Source organism: Metapseudomonas resinovorans DSM 21078, from assembly GCF_000423545.1.
In the GTDB taxonomy this organism is placed as follows: Bacteria; Pseudomonadota; Gammaproteobacteria; order Pseudomonadales; family Pseudomonadaceae; genus Metapseudomonas; species Metapseudomonas resinovorans.
Genome location: NZ_AUIE01000001.1, coordinates 417,629 through 441,639, shown reverse-complemented (window position 1 = coordinate 441,639; position 24,011 = coordinate 417,629). Strand labels below are relative to the sequence as shown.

At 59.3% G+C, this 24,011-nt stretch carries 19 protein-coding genes; 6 read left to right on the top strand and 13 right to left on the bottom strand.

From position 1 onward, the window contains the following. Positions 1-13 precede the first annotated feature (13 nt). Entirely contained in the window at positions 14-370 is a 357-nt protein-coding gene (locus G559_RS0102010; protein ID WP_028626641.1) for a 4a-hydroxytetrahydrobiopterin dehydratase, read from the top strand. Further along, positions 367-1,560, top strand: a complete 1,194-nt coding sequence (locus G559_RS0102005) for an amino acid aminotransferase (protein WP_028626640.1) — start codon at positions 367-369, stop codon at positions 1,558-1,560. Before G559_RS0102010 ends, G559_RS0102005 begins: the two co-directional genes overlap by 4 nt. Positions 1,561-1,631: 71 nt before the next feature. On the opposite strand, the gene G559_RS0102000 is transcribed toward G559_RS0102005, so the two are convergent. From G559_RS0102000 to G559_RS0101945, 11 genes are all read right to left on the bottom strand, one after another. Next, positions 1,632-2,834: a sulfotransferase family protein gene (locus G559_RS0102000; RefSeq protein WP_028626639.1), complete on the bottom strand. Its 1,203-nt coding sequence runs from the start codon at positions 2,832-2,834 to the stop codon at positions 1,632-1,634. Continuing rightward, on the bottom strand, positions 2,834-3,565 hold the full coding sequence (locus tag G559_RS28370) for a hypothetical protein (protein WP_028626638.1): 732 nt from the start codon (positions 3,563-3,565) through the stop codon (positions 2,834-2,836). The genes G559_RS0102000 and G559_RS28370 overlap by 1 nt, the downstream gene beginning before the upstream one ends. Next, a complete protein-coding gene (locus tag G559_RS29520) occupies positions 3,562-4,779 on the bottom strand; it encodes a glycosyltransferase family 2 protein (RefSeq protein ID WP_051246334.1) in 1,218 nt (405 codons plus the stop codon). Before G559_RS29520 ends, G559_RS28370 begins: the two co-directional genes overlap by 4 nt. Further along, positions 4,779-6,275 (bottom strand): glycosyltransferase family 4 protein, encoded by a 1,497-nt coding sequence (locus G559_RS28360; RefSeq protein WP_081667887.1) that lies wholly within the window; start codon positions 6,273-6,275, stop codon positions 4,779-4,781. Before G559_RS28360 ends, G559_RS29520 begins: the two co-directional genes overlap by 1 nt. A gap of 99 nt (positions 6,276-6,374) precedes the next feature. Then, positions 6,375-7,100 carry a glycosyltransferase family A protein gene (locus tag G559_RS0101980; protein ID WP_028626637.1) on the bottom strand — a complete coding sequence of 242 codons (726 nt, stop codon included), beginning with the start codon at positions 7,098-7,100 and terminating at the stop codon, positions 6,375-6,377. Between the two features lie 17 nt (positions 7,101-7,117). After that, positions 7,118-8,845, bottom strand: coding sequence for a sulfotransferase (locus tag G559_RS0101975; protein ID WP_081667885.1), 1,728 nt, complete (start codon positions 8,843-8,845; stop codon positions 7,118-7,120). Then, positions 8,827-10,092 (bottom strand): ABC transporter ATP-binding protein, encoded by a 1,266-nt coding sequence (locus G559_RS0101970; protein WP_028626635.1) that lies wholly within the window; start codon positions 10,090-10,092, stop codon positions 8,827-8,829. Before G559_RS0101970 ends, G559_RS0101975 begins: the two co-directional genes overlap by 19 nt. Before the next feature lie 24 nt (positions 10,093-10,116). Beyond that, positions 10,117-11,046, bottom strand: a complete 930-nt coding sequence (locus tag G559_RS0101965; RefSeq protein WP_028626634.1) for a glycosyltransferase family 4 protein — start codon at positions 11,044-11,046, stop codon at positions 10,117-10,119. A 218-nt stretch (positions 11,047-11,264) separates the two neighbouring features. Next, the gene (galE, locus tag G559_RS29685; protein WP_211228776.1) at positions 11,265-12,278 is read right to left on the bottom strand and encodes a UDP-glucose 4-epimerase GalE; all 1,014 of its coding nucleotides are present in this window, start codon (positions 12,276-12,278) and stop codon (positions 11,265-11,267) included. A 133-nt stretch (positions 12,279-12,411) separates the two neighbouring features. After that, a complete protein-coding gene (locus tag G559_RS0101955) occupies positions 12,412-14,202 on the bottom strand; it encodes a hypothetical protein (protein ID WP_028626633.1) in 1,791 nt (596 codons plus the stop codon). An 878-nt stretch (positions 14,203-15,080) separates the two neighbouring features. Then, positions 15,081-16,679 (bottom strand): winged helix-turn-helix domain-containing protein, encoded by a 1,599-nt coding sequence (locus G559_RS0101945; RefSeq protein WP_028626632.1) that lies wholly within the window; start codon positions 16,677-16,679, stop codon positions 15,081-15,083. Between the two features lie 257 nt (positions 16,680-16,936). Between G559_RS0101945 and G559_RS0101940 the strand changes: the two genes are divergently transcribed. The 3 genes from G559_RS0101940 to G559_RS28355 all read left to right on the top strand — a co-directional run bounded on the left by G559_RS0101940 (position 16,937) and on the right by G559_RS28355 (position 20,585). Next, positions 16,937-17,677: an SDR family oxidoreductase gene (locus G559_RS0101940; protein WP_028626631.1), complete on the top strand. Its 741-nt coding sequence runs from the start codon at positions 16,937-16,939 to the stop codon at positions 17,675-17,677. 146 nt (positions 17,678-17,823) lie between these two features. Continuing rightward, positions 17,824-18,921 (top strand): HlyD family secretion protein, encoded by a 1,098-nt coding sequence (locus tag G559_RS0101935; protein WP_028626630.1) that lies wholly within the window; start codon positions 17,824-17,826, stop codon positions 18,919-18,921. Beyond that, positions 18,918-20,585, top strand: a complete 1,668-nt coding sequence (locus tag G559_RS28355; protein WP_051246332.1) for a DHA2 family efflux MFS transporter permease subunit — start codon at positions 18,918-18,920, stop codon at positions 20,583-20,585. The genes G559_RS0101935 and G559_RS28355 overlap by 4 nt, the downstream gene beginning before the upstream one ends. Positions 20,586-21,028: 443 nt before the next feature. Here the strand turns inward: G559_RS28355 and G559_RS28350 are convergent, their stop codons facing one another. Beyond that, complete coding sequence (locus G559_RS28350) at positions 21,029-21,865, bottom strand: enoyl-CoA hydratase/isomerase family protein (RefSeq protein ID WP_051246331.1); 837 nt, start codon at positions 21,863-21,865, stop codon at positions 21,029-21,031. A gap of 210 nt (positions 21,866-22,075) precedes the next feature. After that, the gene (locus G559_RS0101920; protein WP_028626629.1) at positions 22,076-22,867 is read right to left on the bottom strand and encodes an AraC family transcriptional regulator; all 792 of its coding nucleotides are present in this window, start codon (positions 22,865-22,867) and stop codon (positions 22,076-22,078) included. Between the two features lie 83 nt (positions 22,868-22,950). Here G559_RS0101920 and G559_RS0101915 point away from each other — a divergent pair, with 83 nt between their 5' ends. Further along, positions 22,951-23,958 carry a bile acid:sodium symporter family protein gene (locus tag G559_RS0101915; RefSeq protein WP_028626628.1) on the top strand — a complete coding sequence of 336 codons (1,008 nt, stop codon included), beginning with the start codon at positions 22,951-22,953 and terminating at the stop codon, positions 23,956-23,958. Positions 23,959-24,011: the final 53 nt, after the last annotated feature.

The window sequence follows — 24,011 nt, the reverse complement described above, 5'->3', positions numbered from 1 at the left end:
TGGAAGAACGAACATGACTGCCCTGTCCCAAGCCCATTGCGAAGCCTGCCGCGCCGACGCCCCGATGGTGTCCGATGAAGAACTGGCCGTACTGATCAAGCAGATCCCCGACTGGAACATCGAAGTCCGCGACGGAATCATGCAGTTGGAGAAGGAGTTCCGCTTCAAGAACTTCCGCTACGCCCTGGCGTTCAGCAACGCTGTCGGCGCCATTGCCGAGGAAGAAGGCCATCACCCTGCCCTGCTGACCGAGTGGGGCAAAGTCACCGTGACCTGGTGGAGCCACGAGGCCAAGGGCCTGCACCGCAACGACTTCATCATGTCCGCCCGCACCGACCAGGTGGCCGAAACCGCCGAGGGCCGTAAATGAGCCATTTCGCCAAGGTGGGCCGGGTCCCTGGTGACCCGATCCTCGGCCTGATGGATGCCTATCGCCTGGACCCCAACCCGGCCAAGCTCGACCTCGGCGTGGGCGTGTACAAGGACGCCCAGGGCCTGACGCCCATTCCTCGGGCGGTGAAGCTCGCCGAGCAGCGCCTGGTGGATACCGAAACCACCAAGACCTACGTCGGCGGCCACGGTGACCCAGCCTTCGGCCGCCTGCTGCTGGACCTGGTACTCGGCACCGGCAACCCGCTGGAAGCCGCTGGCCGCGCCGGTGCTACCCAGACTCCGGGGGGCACCGGCGCCCTGCGCCTGGCGGTGGAGTTCATCGCCAGCCAACTGCCCGGCCGTGGCATCTGGCTTAGCGATCCGACCTGGCCGATCCACGAAACCATCTTCGCCGGAGCCGGCATCACGGTCAGCCACTACCCCTACGTGGATGCGGCCAACCGCCAGGACGTGAGCGCCATGCTCGCAGCCCTGGAGCAAGTGCCCGCGGGCGACGTGGTGCTCCTGCATGCCTGCTGCCATAACCCCACCGGCTTCGACCTGGGCCAGGACGACTGGCGCCGCGTGCTGGAAGTGGTAAAGGCACGCGAGCTACTGCCGCTGATCGACTTCGCCTACCAGGGCTTCGGCGATGGCCTGGAGCAGGACGCCTGGGCCGTGCGCCTGTTCGCCGAGGCGCTGCCGGAACTGTTGGTCACCAGCTCCTGCTCGAAGAACTTCGGCCTCTACCGCGAACGCACCGGCGCGCTGATCGTCTGCGCTGCCGACGTGGAAAAGCTCACCGACGTGCGCAGCCAACTGGCCTTCCTCGCCCGCAACCTCTGGTCCACACCGCCGGCCCATGGCGCCGCCGTGGTCGCCACCATCCTCGGTGACGCCGCCCTCAAGGCCCAGTGGACGACGGAACTGGAAGCCATGCGCTCGCGCGTTGCCGACCTGCGCCTCGGGCTGGTTGAAGCCCTGCAGCCTTACGGCCTGGCTGAGCGTTTCGCGCACATCGGCGAGCAGCGCGGCATGTTCTCCTACACCGGCCTGTCGCCTGAGCAGGTGGCACGACTGCGTGCCGAATTCAGCGTGTACATGGTCAGCACCGGACGGGCCAACGTGGCAGGGCTGGATTTCAGCCGCATCGGAGATCTGGCCGCCGCCATCGCCAAGGTGTGCTGAGCCTCAGAGCATGCCTTCTAGCCCGCTCTGGCGGGCCAGAAGGCATGCAGTTGGTATTGACGGCGCCGGCATCAGGAGCCCACGAGGCGTCGAAGGTTTTGGCTCATAAGGCGGAGCAGATGAGTGAAGCGCCAGGATCGACTGGCAAGCAACGCGTTCAGCTGTTGCTCGGCACGGTCCCGGTCCGCTCTAACTTTCTGTAGCTCCCCGGCCTGAACTGCCAAATTCGCCTGTAGCGTGACATGGGTTTCTTGTACCGCTGCGAGCTCACCTGCAAGTCCGAGTCGTGCAACTTCGCATTGCTGCATGATGGCTACGGTGCGCCGAACTTCCTCACGCAGGGCGGTCTCGGTGTCAAGAAAGCGCTGGCGCTCTGCATTGAAATGCGTTGACGACCTCCAAAGTTCCTGGTCGAGCTGCCCAGCGAAAGCAAGCAACGGCTGGGAGCGGGTGAATTCAACTTCCAGTCCGTCCCACTCGGACGAGAGGTCGAAACGATCCGCCGCCAATCCTGCCATGACCCGAAACACATCCAACAGAGCATCAAAGCCGGCCCTTGCTCTGACCAGGTCGTCACCGTCGTGCACGGAATGACGCAACCCTACATCCAGCACCTCGGCGATGAAGCGATCGCGAGCGACCGTATCCATCGGTAGCGACAGCCTGCGGCCCAGGCGCGCCAGCTCTGATCCAGGCGAGGACAGAAAGCGGTCGTAATCCACCAGGATCGCGCCGCGCTTTCGTGACCATTGCATAGCGCGGCAGGAGTGCTCGTACCAAAGGAGAAAGCTCTTGCCTTGGCTCAGTTTGTCGCGACGAGCCAGAGACTTCGCCACACTGAGCGGGTGGCGAACCGCGACGACGAAATCGACCTGAAGCTCGAGTCGATCGAAGGCCGTCTGCCAGACGGGCATCAATCGCGGCATGCGCGGATCCTTGATGCCGATCAGGCACTTGCCCACCGATAGCTCTTCGAGCAAGCCCATGGCGCGAAGGACGAACTCATCAAGCAGATGGGGCGTCATCATGCGCTCAAGGTCCAGCCCCACGTCACCCGAGGCGAAGCCACAGGCAGCAAGTATCTCGTCGTTCAGCGCCACCAATCGGGCGTCTTCCCAATAGCCTCGGGGATTGTCCTCTCGTGGGGGTATCAGGTTGTCCCCAAAATCCACTCCGAAGACTTCCAACCCTGCCGAAAGCAGACTGGTACCAGAGCGATGCATACCCAAGACTACCAATACCCGGGGTTTGCCGCCGTTCATCCCTCGAATCATCACTTGCTCCAGACCTGATTCCACGGCCTGTGGATACCAAACACCTGCGCCACATACATCGCCCGCACGCAACGTTCGAGGATCTGCGGCAAGTGCCAATACCTGGCCAGCAATCGCTGCCAGCGAGAATGTGCAGTCCATCGAAACACGGACCATTGCGCCCGCCAACAATGCTCCGACGCTAGGCTGGCGACCACTGAGAGATACCAGCCTTGGTGAGCCGGATAGGCGAGGTCACTACCATTGCGGCGAACCCCCTCACCGGATTCCAACCAGGCCACCAGCAACAGCTTGCGCTTCATGCCGCCTCGCAGGCGGGAAGCATGTACTACTGACGCACGCGGATCGCAATGGGGCTGATCGTTCAGGGCTATGAACGTTTCGCCACTCGGCAAGGAATGTCCACCGCGGGACCAGTCGGTACCATTCACGCCGTCCATCAGCTCTAACCACCGTGCTTTAGGACGGTCCAATTGGAGCCAGACGCTTTCCTCCAAGACAATCGCCCGCATTGCACGCGGCCTGCGGGAAAGTTCCATCACCGCCCAACCGACGTTTATTTGGCCTTGGACTTCAGCACCGGAGCCGTGTAGCCACTCCCAGTCCTGCAGCGTCTGACCCACCAGGAAGACAGCAATTCGTTCAAACTCGTCAACACTACAGTCTTGCCCGGCAAGCATCGCAAGCACGGGCACCAAGACAAAAGTGTCCCTTCGCAGCAGGCTGTTCACTCGCCCCCCCCCGTGACCACCATGGGGTTCGGCAGCACCCGGGAAATTCTTCTGGTGCGCTTAAAGGTTTCGATGAAGTCCGGCCATTGTGTTGGATGCAGGAGACTCTCCAACCAGTAGGTTTCATCTGCCCGGGCAAGTAGCCAGGCAGGTATGCTCGCGCACTCACAAACTATGACGAAGAACGCGTCAGATGCGTCTACTGTGCTCAGCCAACGTCTCCACTCCGTCCATTCCGAACAGTAAGTGATGACAGCAAGTACCGCACAAGGCGCAACAGGCGCGTACTGCTCGGCACGAGACAGGTTTGCCAACGGCGTCCGTGTCCATTTTTCGACGTAGCCTTGGGACAGCATTCGCACAATGGTCCGGCGATAGAACTCCAGGTGACGCGCCCGCATTCGTGCGTAAGATTGCGCCCCACGGCGATTCCCCTCCCGCAGTCGCGAGCCTGGTTGCTGGTGATAGAAGAGCAAGGCTTCTTCTATGACCTTTCCGCGCACACCGATACGGGCGAGGGATATCCAGAAGTCCCAGTCTTCGTACATCGTTTCGCGTGCTTCATCGAAGCCACCAACAGCTTGCCAATCTGCACGATGGAATACCGCTGCGGAACAAATCGGATTGAAATAGCGCAGAAGGCCGGGATCGAAATCAGCCACGCGATGCAAGCGTTGTTCCTTGCCTACCAGCCTGACCCAGCTGTAGGCGAGGCGAATTCCGGTATTGCCTTCAAGGAGCAGGAGGCACTTCTCCAGATAGGTTGGCGCCACGTAATCATCTGCATCCAGACAGCAGATATAGCGACCGCGCGCTTGCTCAATGCCCGCATTTCGCGCTGAAGCGGGCCCGGCATTGGCCTGGCGAATCACGGATACCCGAGACAAATCCAACCCATCGATGTACTCGACCGTCGCCGGATCGGTGGAGCCGTCATCTACCAGAATCATTTCGTAGTCTTGGAGGCTCTGCGCCGCCAGGCTTGCGAAGTTCCTGGGCAGGTGCGGGCCATGGTTATAACAGGGGATAATCACGCTCACTAAAGGCTTGCGGCTATCCCATGGCGCAGTGGTGCCGAATTCAGCGACACGGACGTTTGTACCTACGCCAACGATGCGAGCAGCCAACCGCCTTCCCCAAGCGCCCAGTAAGGCGCGAAGCGCTGGGCGGACAGCAAACATCAATCGAAGCAGAAGCTGGAACAACACAGACATTAGCGTCCCTGATGCACAATTTGCCCAGGTGCAGTCTGCCTGGCAGCCGGAGTGAGTGGCTCATCGGCGGCAAGATATCCCGGTATCGCGCAGACTGCTTGTGTGAATGAGCGCCAGGCATGTCGCTGCTCCAGCAGATCGCGGGCGCACTCGACCTTGCGCATGGCCTGCACAGGATCCGCCAGCAGGCGCCTGATCGCCATCACGAAGTCCCCGGCCGTAGCCTCTTTTCCTATCAGATAGCCCGTGTCGTCACGGATGAACTCGGCAATACCTCCAACATCGGCAGCCACGATGGGCAGCCCGGCTGCGGTGGCCTCGAGGAGGACGTTGGGCAGCCCGTCGTAGCGTGAGGTGTACAACAACATCGAGTGATGGCCACGCCGGACAAGCGCCTCGAAAGAGTCGTAGCGCCCTTGCAGACGAACATTGGGCAGGCGTTTCAACTTTCTCAACAGGCCCCGATTGCACGCGGCATCCGCTTCGCCGTAGACATCGAATATGAACTCCGGCAACCCAAGCGCAATTTCGTAGAGCAGTTCAGGACCTTTTTGCGGCGCAATCCGACTTGCCCAGAGGATGGTGCCCCCCTTTTCGAAGTTTTGGTCAGGACGGATATCGGTAGGGAAGTAAAGTAGATGTGTCAGCTCACGCGGAAACCCATCACGTGCAATGATCTCGTCTAGGAAGGTCTGGTTATCGGAGAACAGTCCTGCCAAGTGTCCCCAGGTCTTCGGTAGGAACTCACTGGCATAGCCGCGTCGCACCCCCTCAACGTCGAAGTCATCGCAGAACAGGCTTGCGTAGACGCGCTTACCTTCCGCTAGCAGGGGTTTTCCATAGTTTTCTAGTACCTCCCACCCCAGTTGTGAGTTGATCAGGTGAATGCGTTTCGCTGGGCATTGCAGCAACAGCCGAATCAACACGAGCCGCCGATCCAACCCGCTCAATAGGTGGCTCAACCTCCCGAACTCGACTACCCGAACCTGTTCCGGCAGTCGATTGAGCCAAGGCGAAACCACATCCCGCGTCGTCACGACCGTCACACGCATGTCCATCTCGGTACAAAGCCGAACATGGTGAAGTATTCCAAGATCAGCGCCCCCACGCTGCAGATGCGGTATGAGGAACACTACATCCGGCGCCGGTTCGAGAAAATCAGCCACGCATGCTCGATACAGCTGCCCCGCAGTATTGTCGATCGGAGCCGTCCAATACGTGAAACTGCACACTTTCTCCTCAGTTGGATACAGTCCGGGCTCAATTCTGGCCAAGGCCTTCATCTCCTCCACGATCCATTCAGGGAGTAATGCAGGCGCGACCGTGGAATGTTGCGTCGCGTCTTGGGCCAGACGGTCTCTGATGCGGCCGCACAACCGCTGGAATCGCTGCACCTGCCGATCGGATAGAAAACGACGCAGTTCACCAAGCAGAGGTCGATAAAGGGGTTGCAACAAGTGCAAGGCACAGGCTTTGACTCTGTACTCGAAACTCATGTGATGACTCACTTACAATCAGAACGCCACCAAGCCGAAGGCGCGATATTGAATGGCGCATACGCCAGTATGCTTGGATGAACTCTTGACGAGGACGGCTCAGTCGAACGGCCGACCGTCGAAGAATGGACCAGGCCGCACCAATGCCTTGCGTGCATTCATGGCAACCAGCATCGACTGGTCCTTGCGTCTGTAGAACAGGCAGGTTTGCGCGGCCAGGGTATGCTTCCGGCCAGACGCCACGACTTGCAGGTTCCAATCCCAGTCCTCGTACCCATAGCCGGTTTCCAGCACTCGAGTCTCCCGATAGGGAATCTCCAGGAACACGGATTTCGCCGCAAACACGACCGAAACCCAAGGGTGATGCTTGAAGCAGCTATCTAGGGGATAATCCTCGACGAGCTGGTCAACCGATCGACCAATCAATTGGCAGGTGCCGTGACTGAGGGTGTATTCGGGATGGACCACGATGCTGTGGCCTGCAGCGGTCGCCGCGCGCAGCGCCTCCACCAACCAGTTCGCCGAGCAGTAGTCATCGCCATCCAAAAAGCCGACATGCAAGGCATCGGCGCTCGCCACGCCCGCATTCCGCGAGAGTCCCAAATCACCGTGCTCCACCTCAAGAACCTTGTCTCCCGCGCACAACACCGGATGCCCGCTCACCATGCGCCGGGTGTCCGCATCGGACCGATCAAGCACTGCAATCAATTGCACATTTAGATTGCAGCGCAACGCATAGTCACGCATGCGCTGAAACCCCAGCAGGCTCCAATGAGCCTGTACTCCCTCGGCATGAAAGTTCATGATCAAACTGATATCAGGCATAGACAGCCCTCCTGGTATTACAGGCTGTAGTTGAAGCGTTCCGCGACATCGTGGACGATGCTTGCCACGAGGTCTTGTTCGTCGAGCGCAAGCCCTTTGCCCCAGGCCCTTGGCTTCGAAGAAACCGTGATACGACTGCGTAGGCATGCCTCAAGCGTGCTACCTGGGGCCTCAACCAGGTCTTCGTACCGCAACACCTGGGCAAAGTCCGCCGCGTCCTCGACCTGCAATGCCAAGTATCGCCACCACAGTGCACGCCGAACCGGCAAACTCTCAGTGGCGATGATGGCCAGCAGTGCTTTGCGCTGCCAACCTGTTAGGCAAGGGTCATCGGGATTTCCCAACGGCTGACTCGCGATGTCGGCGTAGCGCAGGTGTTGGAACGTGCTCGACCAAGAACTCAAGGTGTCGTAGGGATGTCGGATAGACACAATGAACGTTGCCTTGGGCATTACCTTGCGAATCAGCCGCAGACGCGACAGGTAGCCCAGCGTGTTCTTGGTTGCCAGGCGAAACGACGGACCGGACACAGAGGGGAAGTAATCCGAGGACTGGTCGACTCCACGAGCAGTATCGTCAATCAGTTGCCCGTCCACATGCTTGTTCGGCACCGGTTTCCCAGACAGGATGTCGCGCCGCAATTCTGCGTAGTAGCGCGGCAACGCCCAGGGCGCAGGAGTGGCGTTCAACAGGTCGAGTGCCTGGGGCGGCTCATTGAGTACGACGGTGTCCGGCAGTTCCGAAAGCAGGCGACAGAGGTAGCTCGTCCCACTACGAGGAATACCAGTCAGGACCAGATCGGCGTGCGTTGCAGGGATGGGCTCGCGAGCCCCGGCATGCGGTCGTGGGAAATAAGGCTGGAGCTGTGAAAGATGGCAGTCACCGTTTGCGGACGCTACTTCTCGCAGTTCAGGGAAGGTAGACAGCAACGTAGTCAGACTGGCGCGCACCTCGGGCTCACGAACCAGTGAACCAAAGTCGTGGTAGTGACACAAGAACGGCAACACCCCATCAGCCGGTAACGTCTTGATGTGAAGAGGGTAATTGAACCGTTCACCCAGTATGCGAGTGCGATATCGCTCTGCTTTCAAGGCGACCGGTAGTGCCAACTGGTCCAGCCAAGGCATTTTGTGGCTTATGGTTGCATCGCCATCGATTTGCTCTGCAATCTCCAACCAACGTCGGGAGAAACTCCTGGCATTACGTACCAGAATGAACCCAGCGTTGAAGTACGCCGGTATTACTTCTTCGGTACACGTCGTCACGACGCGATTATCAGGCAGTTCCAGCCCGGCAATTGCGTAGAGGAAGCGCCAATAGCCTAGTTCGCTCGGCACGAGTGCCATGTCTGCGGGCTTGAGGGCGGCATCGACGTTGCAGAAGAGCTCTAAGTCGAACGCCCTCAGGCAAATCATGTCACTGTCGAGAAACAGCGTGTGCCCACTTTCCGGCCCAAGCGCCAGCGCTGCGAACTTATTGCCGATGGGATAGCGGGTGCCGAAAGGGTTCTCGATCGGTATCAGGGGAATAGATAGACGTCGGTAAAGGCGTCGGGATGCATCGCTCAAGTCGCCCCATGATGAAGACGAAACAGGCAAGGCGGCAAGAATAGTGATTGAAAAGCCAAACACCTTGCGCAGCGATGCCGCCAATATGGCTGCCTTGACTTCTAGCTCGCCACCATGGACGACGAAAACCAGCGTAACGGCTGTCGGGCTGGAAGACTTCACAATGACGTCCCGCATGCAGTCAATGAGGTGATGGGTTCGAAGGCGCCATGCAGATTGACCACGGCGTCGAAATGCTTGCGGGGATTCATGACGGTAAACGTGGCCGCGCTCACTTGTTTGTCCAGTAGCTCGCAAAGTGACTCGGACAAGGATCGCTCCAAGCGAAGAGTCACCGCGTATTCACCCGCCTGTAGATCGCAGTTAAAGCTGATGCGCGTGCGTATGCTGCCATCCGGCTCGACACTCAATGGGGTGCCTAGCAACAGGTTGCTTACGCCGTACAAGTTGTAGCCACGCTGGTCACGAATGGTCAGCGTGATCTTGGGAACAGATACAGGGACGCCCACATAGGCCTGTAACTCGATCCAGATCCGCTCCCCGGACTCGAAGTAGTCGCGTACCTGGCTTCCCACGCCCATCCGGACCAAATCGATATGACCCAGTCCATTGCCATAGCCAATACCATCACAACCCAGTGCCTTCGACGACTGCATGCGCCCAGAGGCCAGTTCAGCGCGATCGGTTTCGACGCTGTCGCGAAGGTAGAGTTCGGTTGCCATCTGGCAATCGCCATCGAACATTACGATCCCATCACGCAGATACACCGCCCGACTGCAATAGCTCTTGATCATTTGGACATCGTGGGACACCAGCAAAACGGTGACACCTTGCTGGAGCAACTGTTCGAGCCTGGTGAGACATTTGAATTGAAACGCCGCATCACCCACTGCCAGAGCCTCGTCAATGATCAGTAGCTCAGCGTCCACATGAGCACTGATGGCAAAGGCCAGGCGCACGAACATTCCACTGGAATAAGTCTTGACCGGCCGATCTATGAAAGTTCCGATATCGGCGAAGCGGATGATGGCCTCGAGCTTTTCCATGATTTCCTGGTTAGTTAGACCCAGCAGCCGCGCATTGAACAGGATGTTCTCTCGCCCGCTGTAATCAGGATTGAACCCCGCCCCTAACTCAAGCAAGGCAGCAACGCGACCTGAACGGGCAACTTGGCCGCTAGTGGGCCGCAGCGTGCCGGCCAGAATTTGAAGCAGCGTAGACTTCCCTGATCCATTGCGCCCAATGATGCCTACGACCTCACCGCGAGACACCCGGAAGTCAACGTCCTGCAATGCCCAGAACTCGTCATAGAGCTTTCGTCGCTGACCAAACAGGGCTTGCAGTAAGCGATGCCGGGAAGACTGATAAGCCCGAAAGCACTTGCTGATTCCGCTAGCAACGAGCGCGGGTTCATGTATTCGCATAGGATTCGCCTACGAAGATAAAAACTACAGCGCCGACAAAACCGTGCTGTTGATGACTGAAACGTCGTAGCGCTGTTCGGCAAGGCAACGACTGGCTGCACCCATGCTGTTGATTAGGGCTGGCCGCTCGATGAACCTGAACATGGCTGCAGCCAAACTTGTCGGGTCCCTGACCGGAACCAAGAATCCGTTCACACCATCCATGACGGTTTCTCGACAGCCAATCCAATCCGTGGTGATGATCGGCTTTCCCAGTGACATGGCCTCCTGAGTACTTCTCGGCAGCCCTTCCCGGTAATACGACGGGAGGACGAATACACTGGCATTTCTTACCCAGCTCTTTACGTCTGCAACATGGCCGGGCCACTGTATCAGGCCCTCATCAACCCACTGTCTGATCTCTGCGTAGGGAACTGCACTGGGGTGCTGGTCGATACCTCCTACGATCAGGAAACGTACGAACTTGTTCCTCGATCTCACGAGGCGAGCAGCCGCCACGAAGTCATAGACCCCCTTTTCCTTGAGCAAACGCGCGACCAGGACGAAAGTGATAGGCACCTGCACGGCCGGGCTTAGGGAGAAGTAGTCAAGGTCAACACCTATGCCGGGAAGTACCACCACTTTGCCGGAGCGCGCCATTTTCGGTGTGATGAACAGGTTGAAGTCATCCTGATTCAAAAGGAAAACACGCCGGGATAAGCCAAGGCTCAACCTAATCGCTCGAGTGACGATATGCCGAAGAAAGAGGCGAAGAATAGAATCGCGTCCGCCGCCCGAGTATACATATCCCGCACCTTCGATCATTGAGTAACGCAACGGAATGCCGGCGAGCCAAGCAGCAATTCCGCCATAAATAACAGGCTTGATGAAGAAGCTGAAGACTGCGTCCACGTTCAGCTCCGAAAACTTGCGCATCAGTTTCAGGACAATTAGAAGTTCCCGCGCAGGATTCATACTCGCTCGCGAGAGTGCGAATGAAACAGGGATAGCACCTAGCGCTTCTACCCGGCTTCGCGTCTCAGCATCGTAGTCCGGCGCTAATGCGTATACCTGTACTCCTCTGCTGACAACTTCGCGGATGAAGTCACTACGGAAATTGCATAGTGAAAAGGCCTGATTGGATACGAGCGCCAATCGGTGGAACGGAACCTCTCGCTCTGAAGACGAAGCGTTCACGCGTAGCCACTAGGATTCTTGGACTGCCAGCGCCACGCATCAGCAACCATGCAATCCAACCCGCGCACCGCCTTCCAGCCAAGCTCGCGATTGGCCTTAGAAACGTCCGCCCAACAGGCTGCCACGTCGCCCGAGCGACGCGCCGATATCTCATACGGAATGCGCTTACCAGACACACGCTCAAAAGCCGCGACAACCTCCAAGACAGAGTATCCGATGCCAGTCCCAAGGTTCCAAGTATGACAACCGGTGTGGCGCTCCAGGTAGTCGAGAGCCTTGACGTGTCCGGATGCGAGGTCACACACATGGACATAGTCCCTGACGCCAGTACCATCGGCAGTGGGATAATCGCCGCCATGGATGACCAACTTTCCTAGACGCCCAATTGCAACCTGAGCTACGAACGGAAGCAGGTTATCGGGAATCCCATTTGGGTCATCTCCGATAAGTCCGCTTTCATGTGCACCGATCGGATTGAAGTAACGCAGCAACGCAACTGACCAACGACGATCAGCATGGGAAAGATCACGGAGCATGCTTTCAACCATGAGTTTGCTCCGACCATAAGGACTACTGCACTTACCCACGCGAGAGTCTTCTGAAAGAGGTAATGGCGTAGGCATTCGATACACAGTCGCAGACGAGCTAAATACCAAATTAAAGACCTGGCAATTCTCCATAGCCCTTAAAAGAGAAACCGCCGCCTGGACGTTATTCTCATAATACCCAAGGGGTATCTCGCAACTCTCACCAACCGCCTTCAATCCCGCCAGATGAATAACGGAGTCAATCTCCTCCCCAAGCAGCAGGTTCTCTATAAGACTTTGATCTCGAACATCACCTACGACTAAACGAATGGAGGCCCCGGTGATTCTTTCAACCCGCAACACTGACTTGACAGAGCTATTTTTCAAATTATCAAGCACAACGACATGCGCTCCTTGGCGCACTAGATCCACCAGCACGTGAGAACCGATGAATCCAGCACCCCCTGTTACCAGTACACGCATACTCACACTCGCACAAAATTCACCCTAGAAAATCCCTTCAAACAAAAAAAACAGAGCAAACACAATGTAACGACCTACCTCCATACCCAAAAAAAAGATGGAGGCGATCTAAGATCGCCTCCCTTTTAGCAACTTAGTTGCGATTGTTACCTGCCTTGTGGTTCTCAGAGGTAGAGGAGCCGTCTTCGTTGAAGTTTCCTTGAGTGGTGGACGTCATATTAGTGATCGTGCCATTGGCGGAGCGGATCAGACCCAGCGCTTCACAAGTTGGAAACTCGCCCTCGAGCACGAGACGCGCTCTGCCGTTAACGCCATTCCAACTGGAACCATCGACACCAAATGCCTTGGCGACTTCGGTCACGGTATAGACGCCCGTTTCATGCGCCTTGAGCTCAGTCTTGCCGGTGCTATCAACCAGATAACTGCTGCCGGTAGCCGGATAGCGTTTGCCGTTCTGGTCGAACAGAATGCCGCGTACTTTGCCATTGCGACCATCATCGCTAGTGTTGGTCAGACGAATGAAAAACTGGTCAGACACGCTGGAACTTGGCAGGTTGAACAGGCTGGCTACGCAGCTGTTCTTCCAGAACTCATCGAGTCGGTTGCCTGGAATGGTTCGATCCACATATCGAACGTTCTCGAAATCGACCTTCAGGTCACCCACATCGAACCGCTGCAATGCCTGCATGGGCACAGACCCGGAGGCTTTCACACAGACGTTGTAGACCTGGTTGATATTGGCATTATCGAAGCTGACCGGCAGTGTTGCATTTCCCTGCCCATCCAAGGCTGCCTTAATGGCAGCAGCGTTCCAGTACTTGACGGCAGCGCTCGGGGCCGCAGCAAACTCTTCGCAGGTCTGGGAAGTAATACCAACGTCACTGATGCCACTGAAGTTACCAGTCAAAGTACTAGCAACCTTGTCACCGCCTGCAAAACCAAAGACGGTACGACCAGCCTCGTTCAATACATCCTTATTGATGCCGAGCCTTACTGCACCAAGGCGAGCATAGTTGCTGCCATAAGACGCGCTGTTGGCACTACCGACGGAGACGCTGGCATCGAAAGACCGATCCTGATTGTTCAGATCCAGCGGATGCAGAACACGGTGCTGCCCGTACTGATTTGTGCTCAGCACATCCCAGTAAACGGCCGGAAGAGACGTGAAGATCTTCAGGGGCTCGGCAGAGTCATTATTTGCCGGATCCCCCCCCACTGTGCCGGTAGTGGTATCGAACTGCGCAGAGACCGTTACCTCGAATCGCAACTCGTTCAGCGGATCCTCAAGCAAGCTGACCTTCGGGTTCCAAGAGCCCGATACAAAGGTTGCGTCACCCTGGAGTGGGGCACGCATATTGGTGACCTTAGCCGGCGTGCCATCCAGACTGCTAGGCGTACGGAAGTTAAAATGGATGGTATGGGATCGCTTGACTTGATCCGCACCCTCCCGATTCAAACGCAGCTCAAGTACGTTATCCGAGGAGCCACTACCGGTGGCAATAGTGAAGCCTGTACCCTCAGCCAAACCTGCAATCTGGATCTGGTTTGGCGTAACAGCCTTGGCGAACCGCACGACGGTTCGACCCAGGGTCAGCTTGACTGTGTGACCTTCTTCAGCCATTGCGGCTTTGGTCGGATCGATAACATACGTGACACTAGGAAGCTCAAAGGTGGACTCTTCTGACTTGTTACCGAAGATCTCCTGAGCCAAGGTAATGTTCGCGGCAGCGCTCTCAAGACCGGCACCACTTTCAACGCTCAGACCCGCCTTGTAGTTGACTTGCGGCGACGCGTACTGTTCGAGCGCACCCGGCGAGTTAGCTTCCAGAGAGGGGCTCGAAGTAATTGCGACGACACCCGCAGTAGCAGCTCCAGCAAAGAGGGCCGAGGCAACAGCAGCGCCGAGTAGCGTTCTTTTCAACATAGGGAAATGACTCCTTGAGGCGTAGAGTTGAGCAAATCAATCGAATGTCCACGAAGCCGAATCAACCACGACCCCACTGAACAAATCGAAAAGCCATGCACGACACATAACTTTTTATTCGAAAGACATAACCGCCCTAGAGCTAAAAAGCGACTTCAAGCGACTTACCAATCGAATCAGTACCAAGCCTTTCATTACGACCTGACACCAACGAGCGGTTTTATATACTCGCAAAACCAACCAAACAACCCAACTCAGATGATTTTCGAGCCTTTAGCAGAATTAAAGAAAATTCCTACAGCCGCCGGTAAAATAACCACAAAGGCACAGCCAAGATACGTAGGAAAATAACAACCAATAATCATTTTTTACCAGACAAGACTTCTCGCAACGCAGAGGACTCGCGTCAGCCACGAAAAACAACCAAGAGAAATCACTCCAATCAGTTGGAGGCTCGACTTTCTTATAGATGCGACCGGGGATCTTATGACCCTGGTGTAGTGGGTCAAAACGTCTATTCATACTGTGCTCACTTACAGGCAATCTAAATCGCCATCGAAGGAGCAGGTAATGAAGACAGGCCACCCCGCCATACCGATAACGCTTGCTGAGTCAGAGCGAACTGAACTGCTGCAGCTCACGCAGCATGTACAAGGCCGCCGAGATTTCATCGGCGAGCGTGCTTCGCTGGCGGCCGGACCTGGGGCTTGATCGTGAAGGCGAAACTGATCCAGTCCACCGATGGGTTTCGTGCCTCAACCCATCCTACGTGTCCATGCTTGTCGGGTTGTTCTTTGCGCGGCCCCCAATCCCAGACGAACGAATCGCTGGGACACCGAGCTAATGTGAGAAATCGGAGCGGGCGAATCGGTTCAGTGTCATTCGGGCAACCCGGCCAGACGCAGTCCATTGGTGAACAGTGCGAGGTCCTCAGGCCGCTTGATCGGCAGCCAGTCCGTCAGGTTGGAGAGGCGTAACGAGGGGTCCAGCTGGCGTAGGCGCTGCATCGCCTGCTGCGCTTTGTCCATTCGTCCGGCGAGCGCGTGACTGGCCGCCACCAGGGCCACGGGAGGCAGCAAGCTGGGCAAATTGCCCAACGCCTTTTCCGCCCAGTCTGCAGCGGTATCGAAGCGCCCGGCGAAGAAGTGCGCGAGCGCCATCCCTACCTGCATCCTGAACATTTCCGGATCCAGCGGACTCAGCCGAGCGGCGTGCGTCAGGTTCTCGATCGCGGTGTCTGTTTCACCACGCAGGGCGCGCAGGATGCCGCCCAGGTACCAGGCCGGGGCGAGGTTGGGGTTAAGCAGGCGGGCCCTGTCGAGCAGCGCTATGCCGCCATCGATATCGCCGGCAAGATGTCCCAGCGCATGCCCGCCGCGGGTCAGCGCTACCGCATCATCGCGGCCCAGTTCCACCGCCAGACGTGCAAGCCGAGCGCCTTCGGCGATCTCTAGCGTTCGGTCACTCATCCAGCCATTCAACTTGCGCCAGAAGTGGCACCAGGCGGCCATGCCATAGGCCGAGGCAAATTCCGGATCGAGTTCGATGGCCTTGTAGAACAGCCGCAGCGCCTCCTCGATGGCGTCCTGGGTGCCGTTATGCAACTTCGCGGTGCCGCGCAGGTAATAGTCGTAGGCGTCCAGGCTTTCCGTTGGTTTCTGCTTGGCACGCTCGATTTCCGCCCGCTCGAGCTGCGGCGAGATTGCGCCAACGACGCTTTCGGCGATTTGATCCTGCAGTTCGAAGATGTCGTGGAGCGTTCCCTCGAAGCGCTCCGCCCAGATATGTGTCCCGGTCGTCGCGTCGATCAGTTGTCCGGTGATGCGCACCTTGTTCCCGGACTTGCGCACGCTACCTTCCAGCACGTAACGCACACCGAGTTCCTGGCCGACGTCCATAACGTCCACTGCCCGGCCCTTGTAGGTGAAGCTCGAATTGCGCGCGATGACGAACAACCAGCGGATACGTGACAGGGCGCCGATGATGTCCTCCACCACGCCGTCGGCGAAATAATCCTGCTCCGGATCGCCACTCAGGTTCTGGAAGGGCAAGACGGTGATGGAGGGTTTGTCCGGGAGGACAAGCGCGGAGGGAGGCGTTTCCTGGGGGTCGACGGGCGCGAGTTCGCCGCCGCCTGGCCGGTCGGGTTGTCGCGTTTCCCCGGTCTCGCTGGCCCTGATCTCGCCGACGAAGCGGTAGCCCTTGCGGGCGACTGTCCGAACGAGGCGCTGTTCCTCGCCGGTATCGCCGATGGCCTTGCGAACCGCATTGATGTGGCTGGTGATCGTCGATTCCGAGACGATCCGGCCGCCCCACACGGCCTCCAGCAGGTCATCCTTGCTGACCACGCGATCGCGGCTTCTGACCAGTTGCAGCAACAGATCGAAGACCTGTGGCCCGACTGCCACGACTTGCCCGCGCCGGGTCAATTCCCGGCGCTCCTGATCGAGCACGTAGTCTCCAAACGCGAATTGCAACGTCAGTATCCCCTGGACGAGTGCCCTGGCGTTCCTGTCCGAGGCGACTGCTGGTTGGTCTCTGCAATGGATGATACGGCAGGGCTTGGCAAGCCGCACCGTCCAAGACGGATGCCGCTCCAGCAGTGGGTTCTGGACAAAAAACCAAGCTTCTCCAACGGGAAACTCAAGGCCGGCACAAGGACTTCCCAGGGGGGTGCAGGCACCCTCTCTCTACACCGACAGCAATGGTTGCCGTCGAGAAGCGGAGAGACCCCATGAAGATCGTCGTCATTGGAGGCACCGGCCTCATCGGATCGAAAGTTGTGAAGAACCTTCGCGAGCGCGGCCATGACGTACTCGCAGCCGCCCCCAGCACGGGCGTGAACAGTTTCACCGGCGCGGGCCTGGCCCACGCGATGGAGGGCGCCGAGATCGTCGTCGACGTGGCGAACGCGCCGTCGTGGGAGGACCAGGCCGTCCTCGATTTCTTCGAAACGTCGAGTCGTAATTTGCTGGCTGCCGAAGCGGCCGCGGGTGTTCGCCATCATGTTGCGCTCTCGATCGTCGGGAGCGAACGGCTTCCTGAAAGCGGCTATTTCCGAGCAAAGGTCGCGCAGGAGAACCTGATCAAGGCGTCCGGCATTCCTTACACCATCCTGCATGCCACGCAGTTCTTCGAGTTTGTCGGCGGCATTGCGCAGTCGGCCATCGTCGGCGAGGAGCTTCACCTGTCGCCGGCGCTGATCCAGCCGGTGGCGTCGGACGACGTGGCGGCAACGCTCGCCGATGTCGTGCTCGAAACGCCGGTCAATGGCTCGGTCGAAGTCGCCGGGCCCGAGGCCATGCCACTCGACGAACTGATCCGGCGCTTCCTGCGGGCATCGCAGGACACGAGCAAGGTCGTGCCGGACGTGCGCGCCCGTTACTTCGGCTCCATTCTCGACGATCAATCGCTGACCCCCGGCAAGAACCCGCGCCTCGGCGCGATTCGCTTCGAGGACTGGCTCGGCCGGTAGACAGCCCAAGCGGGCCGCTGAGACTCCCGCGTACAAATCAACCCGACGAAGTGATCCGATCAACGCCCTGATCGACGTTCGACAGCCCGGCGGCAGGTTACTGCCGCTCTGCTGCAGGTCATTGGTCATTATCAGGAAACAAGAAAATGAAATCGCTCGAGGACAAAGTCGCCATTGCCACCGGCGCAAACTCCGAGATCGGTGTCGCAGCGGCGCGGCAAAACAAGAGAAAGACGATCGGCGTGCTGCTGTGCGTCGGCGCCGTGGTGGTCGTGGCGGCCGGATGGGCCATGGCCCGTTCCAGCGGCGCGACCTCGACCGACAACGCGTATGTCCGCGGCGACGTCACCTCGCTCGCCGCCAAGGTGGCCGGCTATGTCACCGCGGTAGAGGTCGCGGACAACCAGACCGTCCAGGCGGGTGACGTCCTGTTCCGGATCGACGATCGGGACTACCGCGCACGGCTTGCGCAAGCAACGGCGAATGTCATAGCTGCCCAGGCTCGCCTGACCAATGTCGATGCGGAGGCCCAGCTCCAACGTGCCCTGATTCGACAGGCCGAGGCGCAGAAACGATCGGCCGTGGCCGAGATGAATCTGGCGATCAAGACCCACGATCGCAGCCGCAAACTCATCCGCAGCAACGCGGTCAGCCAAGCGCTCGTCGATGAAAGCGACGCGGCACGATCGCGCGCCGAGGCCAGCGTATCGGCCGCTTCCGCAACGGTAGAGGCGGAGCAGCAACGCATCGTCGTCCTGGTGGCCCAGCGAGAGGCCGCCGTTGCGGCCGTGTCTCAGGCACTGGCCGCGCGCGATCTCGCCCAGATCGATCTCGAGAGCACCGTGGTCCGTGCGCCTATCGATGGCGTTATCGGTAACCGCCAGGTCCGCATCGGCCGCTTCGTGACGCCGGGCGTGTCGTTGCTCGATATCGTGCCGGTCAATGATGTGTGGGTCGTTGCGAACTTCAAGGAAACGCAACTCGAACATATCCGGCCCGGCCAGAGTGTGCGCATCACCATCGACGGATACCCGAGCGGGGTACTCGAAGGTGTGGTCGACAGCTTTGCGCCTGGGAGTGGGTCGGCGTTCAGCTTGCTTCCCGCAGACAACGCAACAGGTAACTTCGTCCGCGTCGTGCAGCGCGTTCCGGTAAAGATCCGCTTTGCCGACAATCCGTTGCCGGGGCGCATCGTGCCTGGCTTGTCCGCACGCGTCGAAGTTGCAGGCGGGAGCGGCTCATGACCAGCGTTGCTTTCACTACACCGAACGACAGCCGGTCGACGACCGGAGTCCTGCTCATTGCGGGCATTTTGATTGCCACGCTGACGGAAGCGATCGCCAGCACCGTTCTGTCGCTCGGACGAAGCGACATCATCGGCGACACCTATGCAACGCCTGATGAGTTCGCGTGGCTGGATGTCGGCTACACCGCGCTCAAGCTTGTCGGGTTCATGACCGCTCACTGGCTGTTGAACCGTTTCACTCCGCGTAACGTGATGATCGCCTCCACCCTGCTCATGGGCCTCGCGTGTGGCATTGCCGCCATCACCGCTCGGTTGGACCTGCTGGTCGCGCTTCGCATCATGCAGGGCTTCAGCGGCGGCACCCTGCTGGTTGCCGGCCAGACGATCCTTTTCCTCGCCTACCCGCGTGCCCATCAGCCAACCCTGCAGGCCCTGTTTGCCATGGGGGCCGTTGTCGCGCCAGCGACTATTGCACCAGCGCTTCAAGGGTGGTTGATCGATAGCCAATCCTGGACGTGGATCTTTTTCAGCATTGTGCCGGTTGCCCTGGCGGCTGCCGGACTATTGCTGATCGCCGACTGCCCGATGTCCACCAGTATCCGGCGCCGTCCGTTCGACTGGATCGGTTTCTCACTGATCGCGGCCACCCTGTTCTGTTTCACCTACGTCTTCAGCCAGGGCAGTCGATGGGACTGGTTCGAGGAGCCTCACATCCTGTGGCTGACGGTGATAGGCACAGCGGCTCTGCTGGCATTTCTCGGCCAGCAAGTGTTGGCCAGCGGCAAGGGACTGCTCGACTTCACCCTGTTCAGATCGGACGATTTTTCCTTCGCCTTCATCGTCAGTTTCGTCGCTGGCGCCGCCTTGTTCGGGAGTGCGTTCCTGATTCCAACATTCGCCCTGTCAGTCCTCGCGTTCACGCCTACCGATGCTGGCCAGCTCTTGTTGCCGAGTGGCGCGTTTTTCATCGGCGCGCTCCTCATTTCTGCCTTTCTCATGCAGGTGCGCCGGGTCCCGCCGTTCGCCACGGTGCCCTTTGGAATCCTGATGATCATGGTTGCGATGTGGATGCTGTCCGGTTCGACCAGCGAAAGCGGCACGGACGACATGATGGCCGCCATCCTCTTGCGCGGCCTGGGCCTGGGCTTCCTGTTTCTCTCGATCACCCTGATCGCTTTCAGCAACCTCGACAGCCGAAACCTCGCCTGCGGAATCGGACTCTTCAATACGGGGCGCCAGCTTGGCGGCCTTATGGGGGTGGCCGCACTGCAGACGCTGATCGACCATAACGTCGTCGCCAATGGCGTGATCCTCGGCGCGAACGTCACCGCAGGAGGGAGCGCGGTCATCGAGCGCCTGACAAGCACGACCGCCATGCTGACGGAGAGAGGGATGGATGCAGTAGCCGCAGGCCGGGCGGCGACGAGCCTTCTAGGCCGGGCCGTGTCGAGCCAATCCACGGTGATTGCCTTCGACACAGCGTTCAACGCAGTTGCCTTGCTGTTTGTCATCGCCGCTCCCCTGCTGATCGGCATCAAGGTCGGGCTCGCGCGCTACGCGAAAGTGCGCGCTGCGCGAACCATGGCCGTGAGGCAACCCACGCCAATTAGCTCTGGAACGGATACGCCTTGCGCGTCCTTCCGGTCGTTCGAGCCCCGCTGATAGCTGGCACGATGACAGGACGCGCACGGCGCGACTGTTGAGCGGTTGGAACCGGCTCAGAGCGGATATGAGCAATCCATCCTGGTGATCACGTCCGGTCGTTCGGCGGGGAATACCGCGCTTGTCGGACTGAAAAAGCGGCTGGCATCAACCCCGAGTGATCAGGAAGGAGAAATGTCTCACGCCCCTAAAAGGGGCCGCCGAAGCTTCGCGAATAATCGCGGATGGGGAAACCGCTACGACGGCCAGGGGCCCTTCTCCGCGGAGCCTTACTGAAATTCTAGTTCGTAGGACGGGACGGGCAGCGTTTCGCGAGTGAAGTGACGCCCCTACCGCCGATTGATGGGAGTCACAGGCTCAGACCATCCTGCGGCGGTCTGGAGCATGGCATGTCGCAATCGCGGTAAAGCCATTCCGTTATTCCATTCGGGCCACAGACCCGATCATTCGTTCAAGGGGTGCGGGTAACGCCCTAAAAGGGTGCCCAGTTGACGCTCCATCACGCCGTGGGTCTGGCCGCCTTGCGCCAGCATCCAGCGGACCCGCTCAACGGTTTCCGGGGCCTGCATGTCAGCCACGAAGCGCTGCGACTCGTCTACCAGCGCATCGTCGTCGGCACTGCTGACACGCTCCACGACTGCTTTGACGTTGGCAATTCCGCCGGCCGGGAAGCCCGCGATGCGACGGGCCAGTGCATCGCAGAACGAACCGAGCTGTTCGCCTGGCAACGCACGGTTGATCCAGCCATAACGCTCCGCCAGCCTGGCATCGAAGTCGTCACCGCCCAGACAGACTTCCAGCGCCCGAGCCCTACCCAGCATTTGAGTCAACCGCACCGTGCCACCGGCACCAGGCAATAGCCCCACGCCAATTTCCGGCTGCCCCAGTACGGCGGTTTCTTCAGCAGCAAACCGCATATCCAGCGCCAGGAGGAACTCACTTCCCGCCCCACGGGCGCGCCCGCGCAGCTCGCCGATGGTGACCTGCGGAAGGCGACTGAAACGGCTGAAGAGCCCACTCAGGGGGCTGGCCACGCCGGGTGGCAAGGCCATCGGCGCGGCATCCAGTTGGCTGCCCAGGTCATAGTGAGCCAGGAAGAACTCGGGATTATCGCTGCGAAAGATCACCACTTTGGTCTGAACGTCACCCTCGAGGCTCTTCGCCAGGTGCAGCAGGTCGATCACCATGGTGCGATCGACCAGATTGATCGGTGGATGATCGAAACGCACCACGGCAACGCCATCGTGATCTTCGCGGGTGAAGCTCTGGTAATCGCTCAACGCCTTTCTCCCGATTGTGGTCGCCCCCACTATGTGAAGGGCGCCCCGTGCGCTCAAGCATCATTGATTGAAAGAATGCCGGGGACTCACAGTGACGCACACCGAATTGCCCTGCCAGGCGTTGTGTCGGTCGGCCCTTGGGGAAGTGGAATGGGGGTCGGCAGGAGAGAAAAGGAATGCGGCCGGGACCACACACAGTCGATGCCCGGTTCAGGACTGGAAGAAGTCCCCCGGCGTCACGCCGAAGTGCTGTCGGAATGCCGCGATGAAGGCAGAGGTGGAATCGTAACCACAGGCCAGCGCGACTTCAGTGACTCGCTGCCCCTGCTCCAGCGCTTCCAGCGAGCCATGCAGCCGCAGCCGCTGGCGCCAGACGCGGAAAGTCAGGCCGGTTTCACGCAGGAACAAACGCCGCAGGGTCTTTTCCGAGGCACCGATATCCTCGCTCCATTGCAACAGCGTCCGGGCGTCGTCAGGGGCTTCCTGCAGCGCCCGGCACAGCCGCAGCAACCGAGGGTCACTGGGTAACGGCAAGGACAAGCTGACCTCGCGGGCCACCAACAGCTGATCCAGCAGGACCTGCGCCAACCGACCGTCGGGGCCGTCCTCGTCATATTCCACCGGCAGTTCGCAGAAGCGCCGGATCAGCTCTCGCGTAAGGGCGTCGATCTCGATCACCCGGCAGCTGTCGAGCCCGCTGCCAGTGACTGCGGCGTCCAGGTACAGGCTGCGCATTTCCGTATGCGGGGAGCTGAACACTTCGTGCTCCGCGCCCGCCGGTATCCACACTGCACGCTGCGGCGGCGCGACGAAGCTCCCTTCAGCGGTGTGCACATGCAGCACCCCGCGAATGGCATAGGACAGTTGCACCCAGGCATGGGTATGGCGCGGCGTCCCCACCGCGTTCTCCAGCGACTCATTGCGGGCGAATAGCGGGCGAGGCAGTTTTTCGAGTCGTGGGACCTGCCGCTCGGGCCACACACCCTGTCCGTTTTCAGGCATTTCTTGCCCCTATCGCGTTAGTCGGCATACCTGACCAAGGCTAGAGTATCCCGAGCCTCAATGACAATAACCGGACTCACACCATGGCCCGCTCGCGTTTCCTGCCGGACAACTTCACCCTCACGCTGATCGCCGTCGTCGCCACTGCCACCCTACTACCCGCTCAAGGCCAACTGGCAGTGGCCTTCAGCTGGATCACCAATATCGCGATCGGCCTGCTCTTTTTCCTGCACGGCGCCAAGCTGTCCCGCGAGGCCGTGATCACCGGCGCCGGCCACTGGCGCCTGCACCTCCTGGTATTCACTTGCACCTTCGGCCTGTTCCCGTTGCTGGGCCTGGCCCTGAAACCGGTGCTTCTGCCCTTGGTGGGAACCGAGCTCTACGCGGGTTTCCTCTATCTCTGCGCCCTGCCCGCCACCGTGCAATCGGCCATTGCCTTCACCTCACTGGCGCGCGGCAATCTCCCGGCGGCAGTCTGCAGTGCCGCCGCTTCCAGTCTGATTGGCATTTTCATCACGCCCGTGCTGGTCGCCTTGCTGATGGGTGTTCACGGGGATGGGGGTTCGACTGTCGAGGCTATCCGCAAGATCAGCATCCAGCTGCTGTTGCCCTTCATTGCCGGCCAATTCGCCCGCCGCTGGATCGGCAACTGGGTGACCCGCAACAAGGGGTGGCTGAAGAACGTCGACCAGGGAAGCATCCTGCTGGTGGTCTACACCGCATTCAGTGCAGCGGTGATCGGCGGACTCTGGCAGCAGGTTCCGGCCCTGAAGCTGCTGGGCGTGGTGGCCGGGTGCTGCTTGCTGCTGGCGTTGGTTTTGCTGATCGTCCATCTGCTGGGTAAATGGTTGGGCTTCGACCTCGAAGACCGCATCACCATTCTCTTCGCCGGCTCGAAGAAAAGCCTCGCCACTGGCGTTCCCATGGCGCAGGTGCTGTTCGCCGGGAGCAGCATCGGCGTATTCATTCTTCCGCTGATGCTGTTTCATCAGATCCAGCTGATGGTCTGTGCCGTACTGGCGCAGCGCTATGCACAGCGGCCGGAACTGGCCCCTCTCACTTCCCCGGCTGACGCTTCAGCCAGGCCGTAAAGCATCGCCGAGGTACTCATCTCCATGGCCTTGCCCCACAAACAGAAACGCCG

Bases quoted from the DNA above. Each gene is read 5' to 3' on its own strand.
- G559_RS0101935 (WP_028626630.1), top strand. From the start codon at position 17,824: ATGAAATCGCTCGAGGACAAAGTCGCCATTGCCACCGGCGCAAACTCC.
- G559_RS0102010 (WP_028626641.1), top strand. From the start codon at position 14: ATGACTGCCCTGTCCCAAGCCCATTGCGAAGCCTGCCGCGCCGACGCC.
- G559_RS28355 (WP_051246332.1), top strand. From the start codon at position 18,918: ATGACCAGCGTTGCTTTCACTACACCGAACGACAGCCGGTCGACGACC.
- G559_RS0101915 (WP_028626628.1), top strand. From the start codon at position 22,951: ATGGCCCGCTCGCGTTTCCTGCCGGACAACTTCACCCTCACGCTGATC.
- G559_RS0101980 (WP_028626637.1), bottom strand. From the start codon at position 7,100: ATGCCTGATATCAGTTTGATCATGAACTTTCATGCCGAGGGAGTACAG.
- G559_RS0101940 (WP_028626631.1), top strand. From the start codon at position 16,937: ATGAAGATCGTCGTCATTGGAGGCACCGGCCTCATCGGATCGAAAGTT.
- G559_RS0102000 (WP_028626639.1), bottom strand. From the start codon at position 2,834: ATGATTCGAGGGATGAACGGCGGCAAACCCCGGGTATTGGTAGTCTTG.
- G559_RS0101975 (WP_081667885.1), bottom strand. From the start codon at position 8,845: ATGCGGGACGTCATTGTGAAGTCTTCCAGCCCGACAGCCGTTACGCTG.
- G559_RS0101970 (WP_028626635.1), bottom strand. From the start codon at position 10,092: ATGCGAATACATGAACCCGCGCTCGTTGCTAGCGGAATCAGCAAGTGC.
- G559_RS0101920 (WP_028626629.1), bottom strand. From the start codon at position 22,867: ATGCCTGAAAACGGACAGGGTGTGTGGCCCGAGCGGCAGGTCCCACGA.
- G559_RS0101965 (WP_028626634.1), bottom strand. From the start codon at position 11,046: ATGAATCCTGCGCGGGAACTTCTAATTGTCCTGAAACTGATGCGCAAG.
- G559_RS28360 (WP_081667887.1), bottom strand. From the start codon at position 6,275: ATGAGTTTCGAGTACAGAGTCAAAGCCTGTGCCTTGCACTTGTTGCAA.
- G559_RS0102005 (WP_028626640.1), top strand. From the start codon at position 367: ATGAGCCATTTCGCCAAGGTGGGCCGGGTCCCTGGTGACCCGATCCTC.
- galE (WP_211228776.1), bottom strand. From the start codon at position 12,278: ATGCGTGTACTGGTAACAGGGGGTGCTGGATTCATCGGTTCTCACGTG.
- G559_RS29520 (WP_051246334.1), bottom strand. From the start codon at position 4,779: ATGTCTGTGTTGTTCCAGCTTCTGCTTCGATTGATGTTTGCTGTCCGC.
- G559_RS0101955 (WP_028626633.1), bottom strand. From the start codon at position 14,202: ATGTTGAAAAGAACGCTACTCGGCGCTGCTGTTGCCTCGGCCCTCTTT.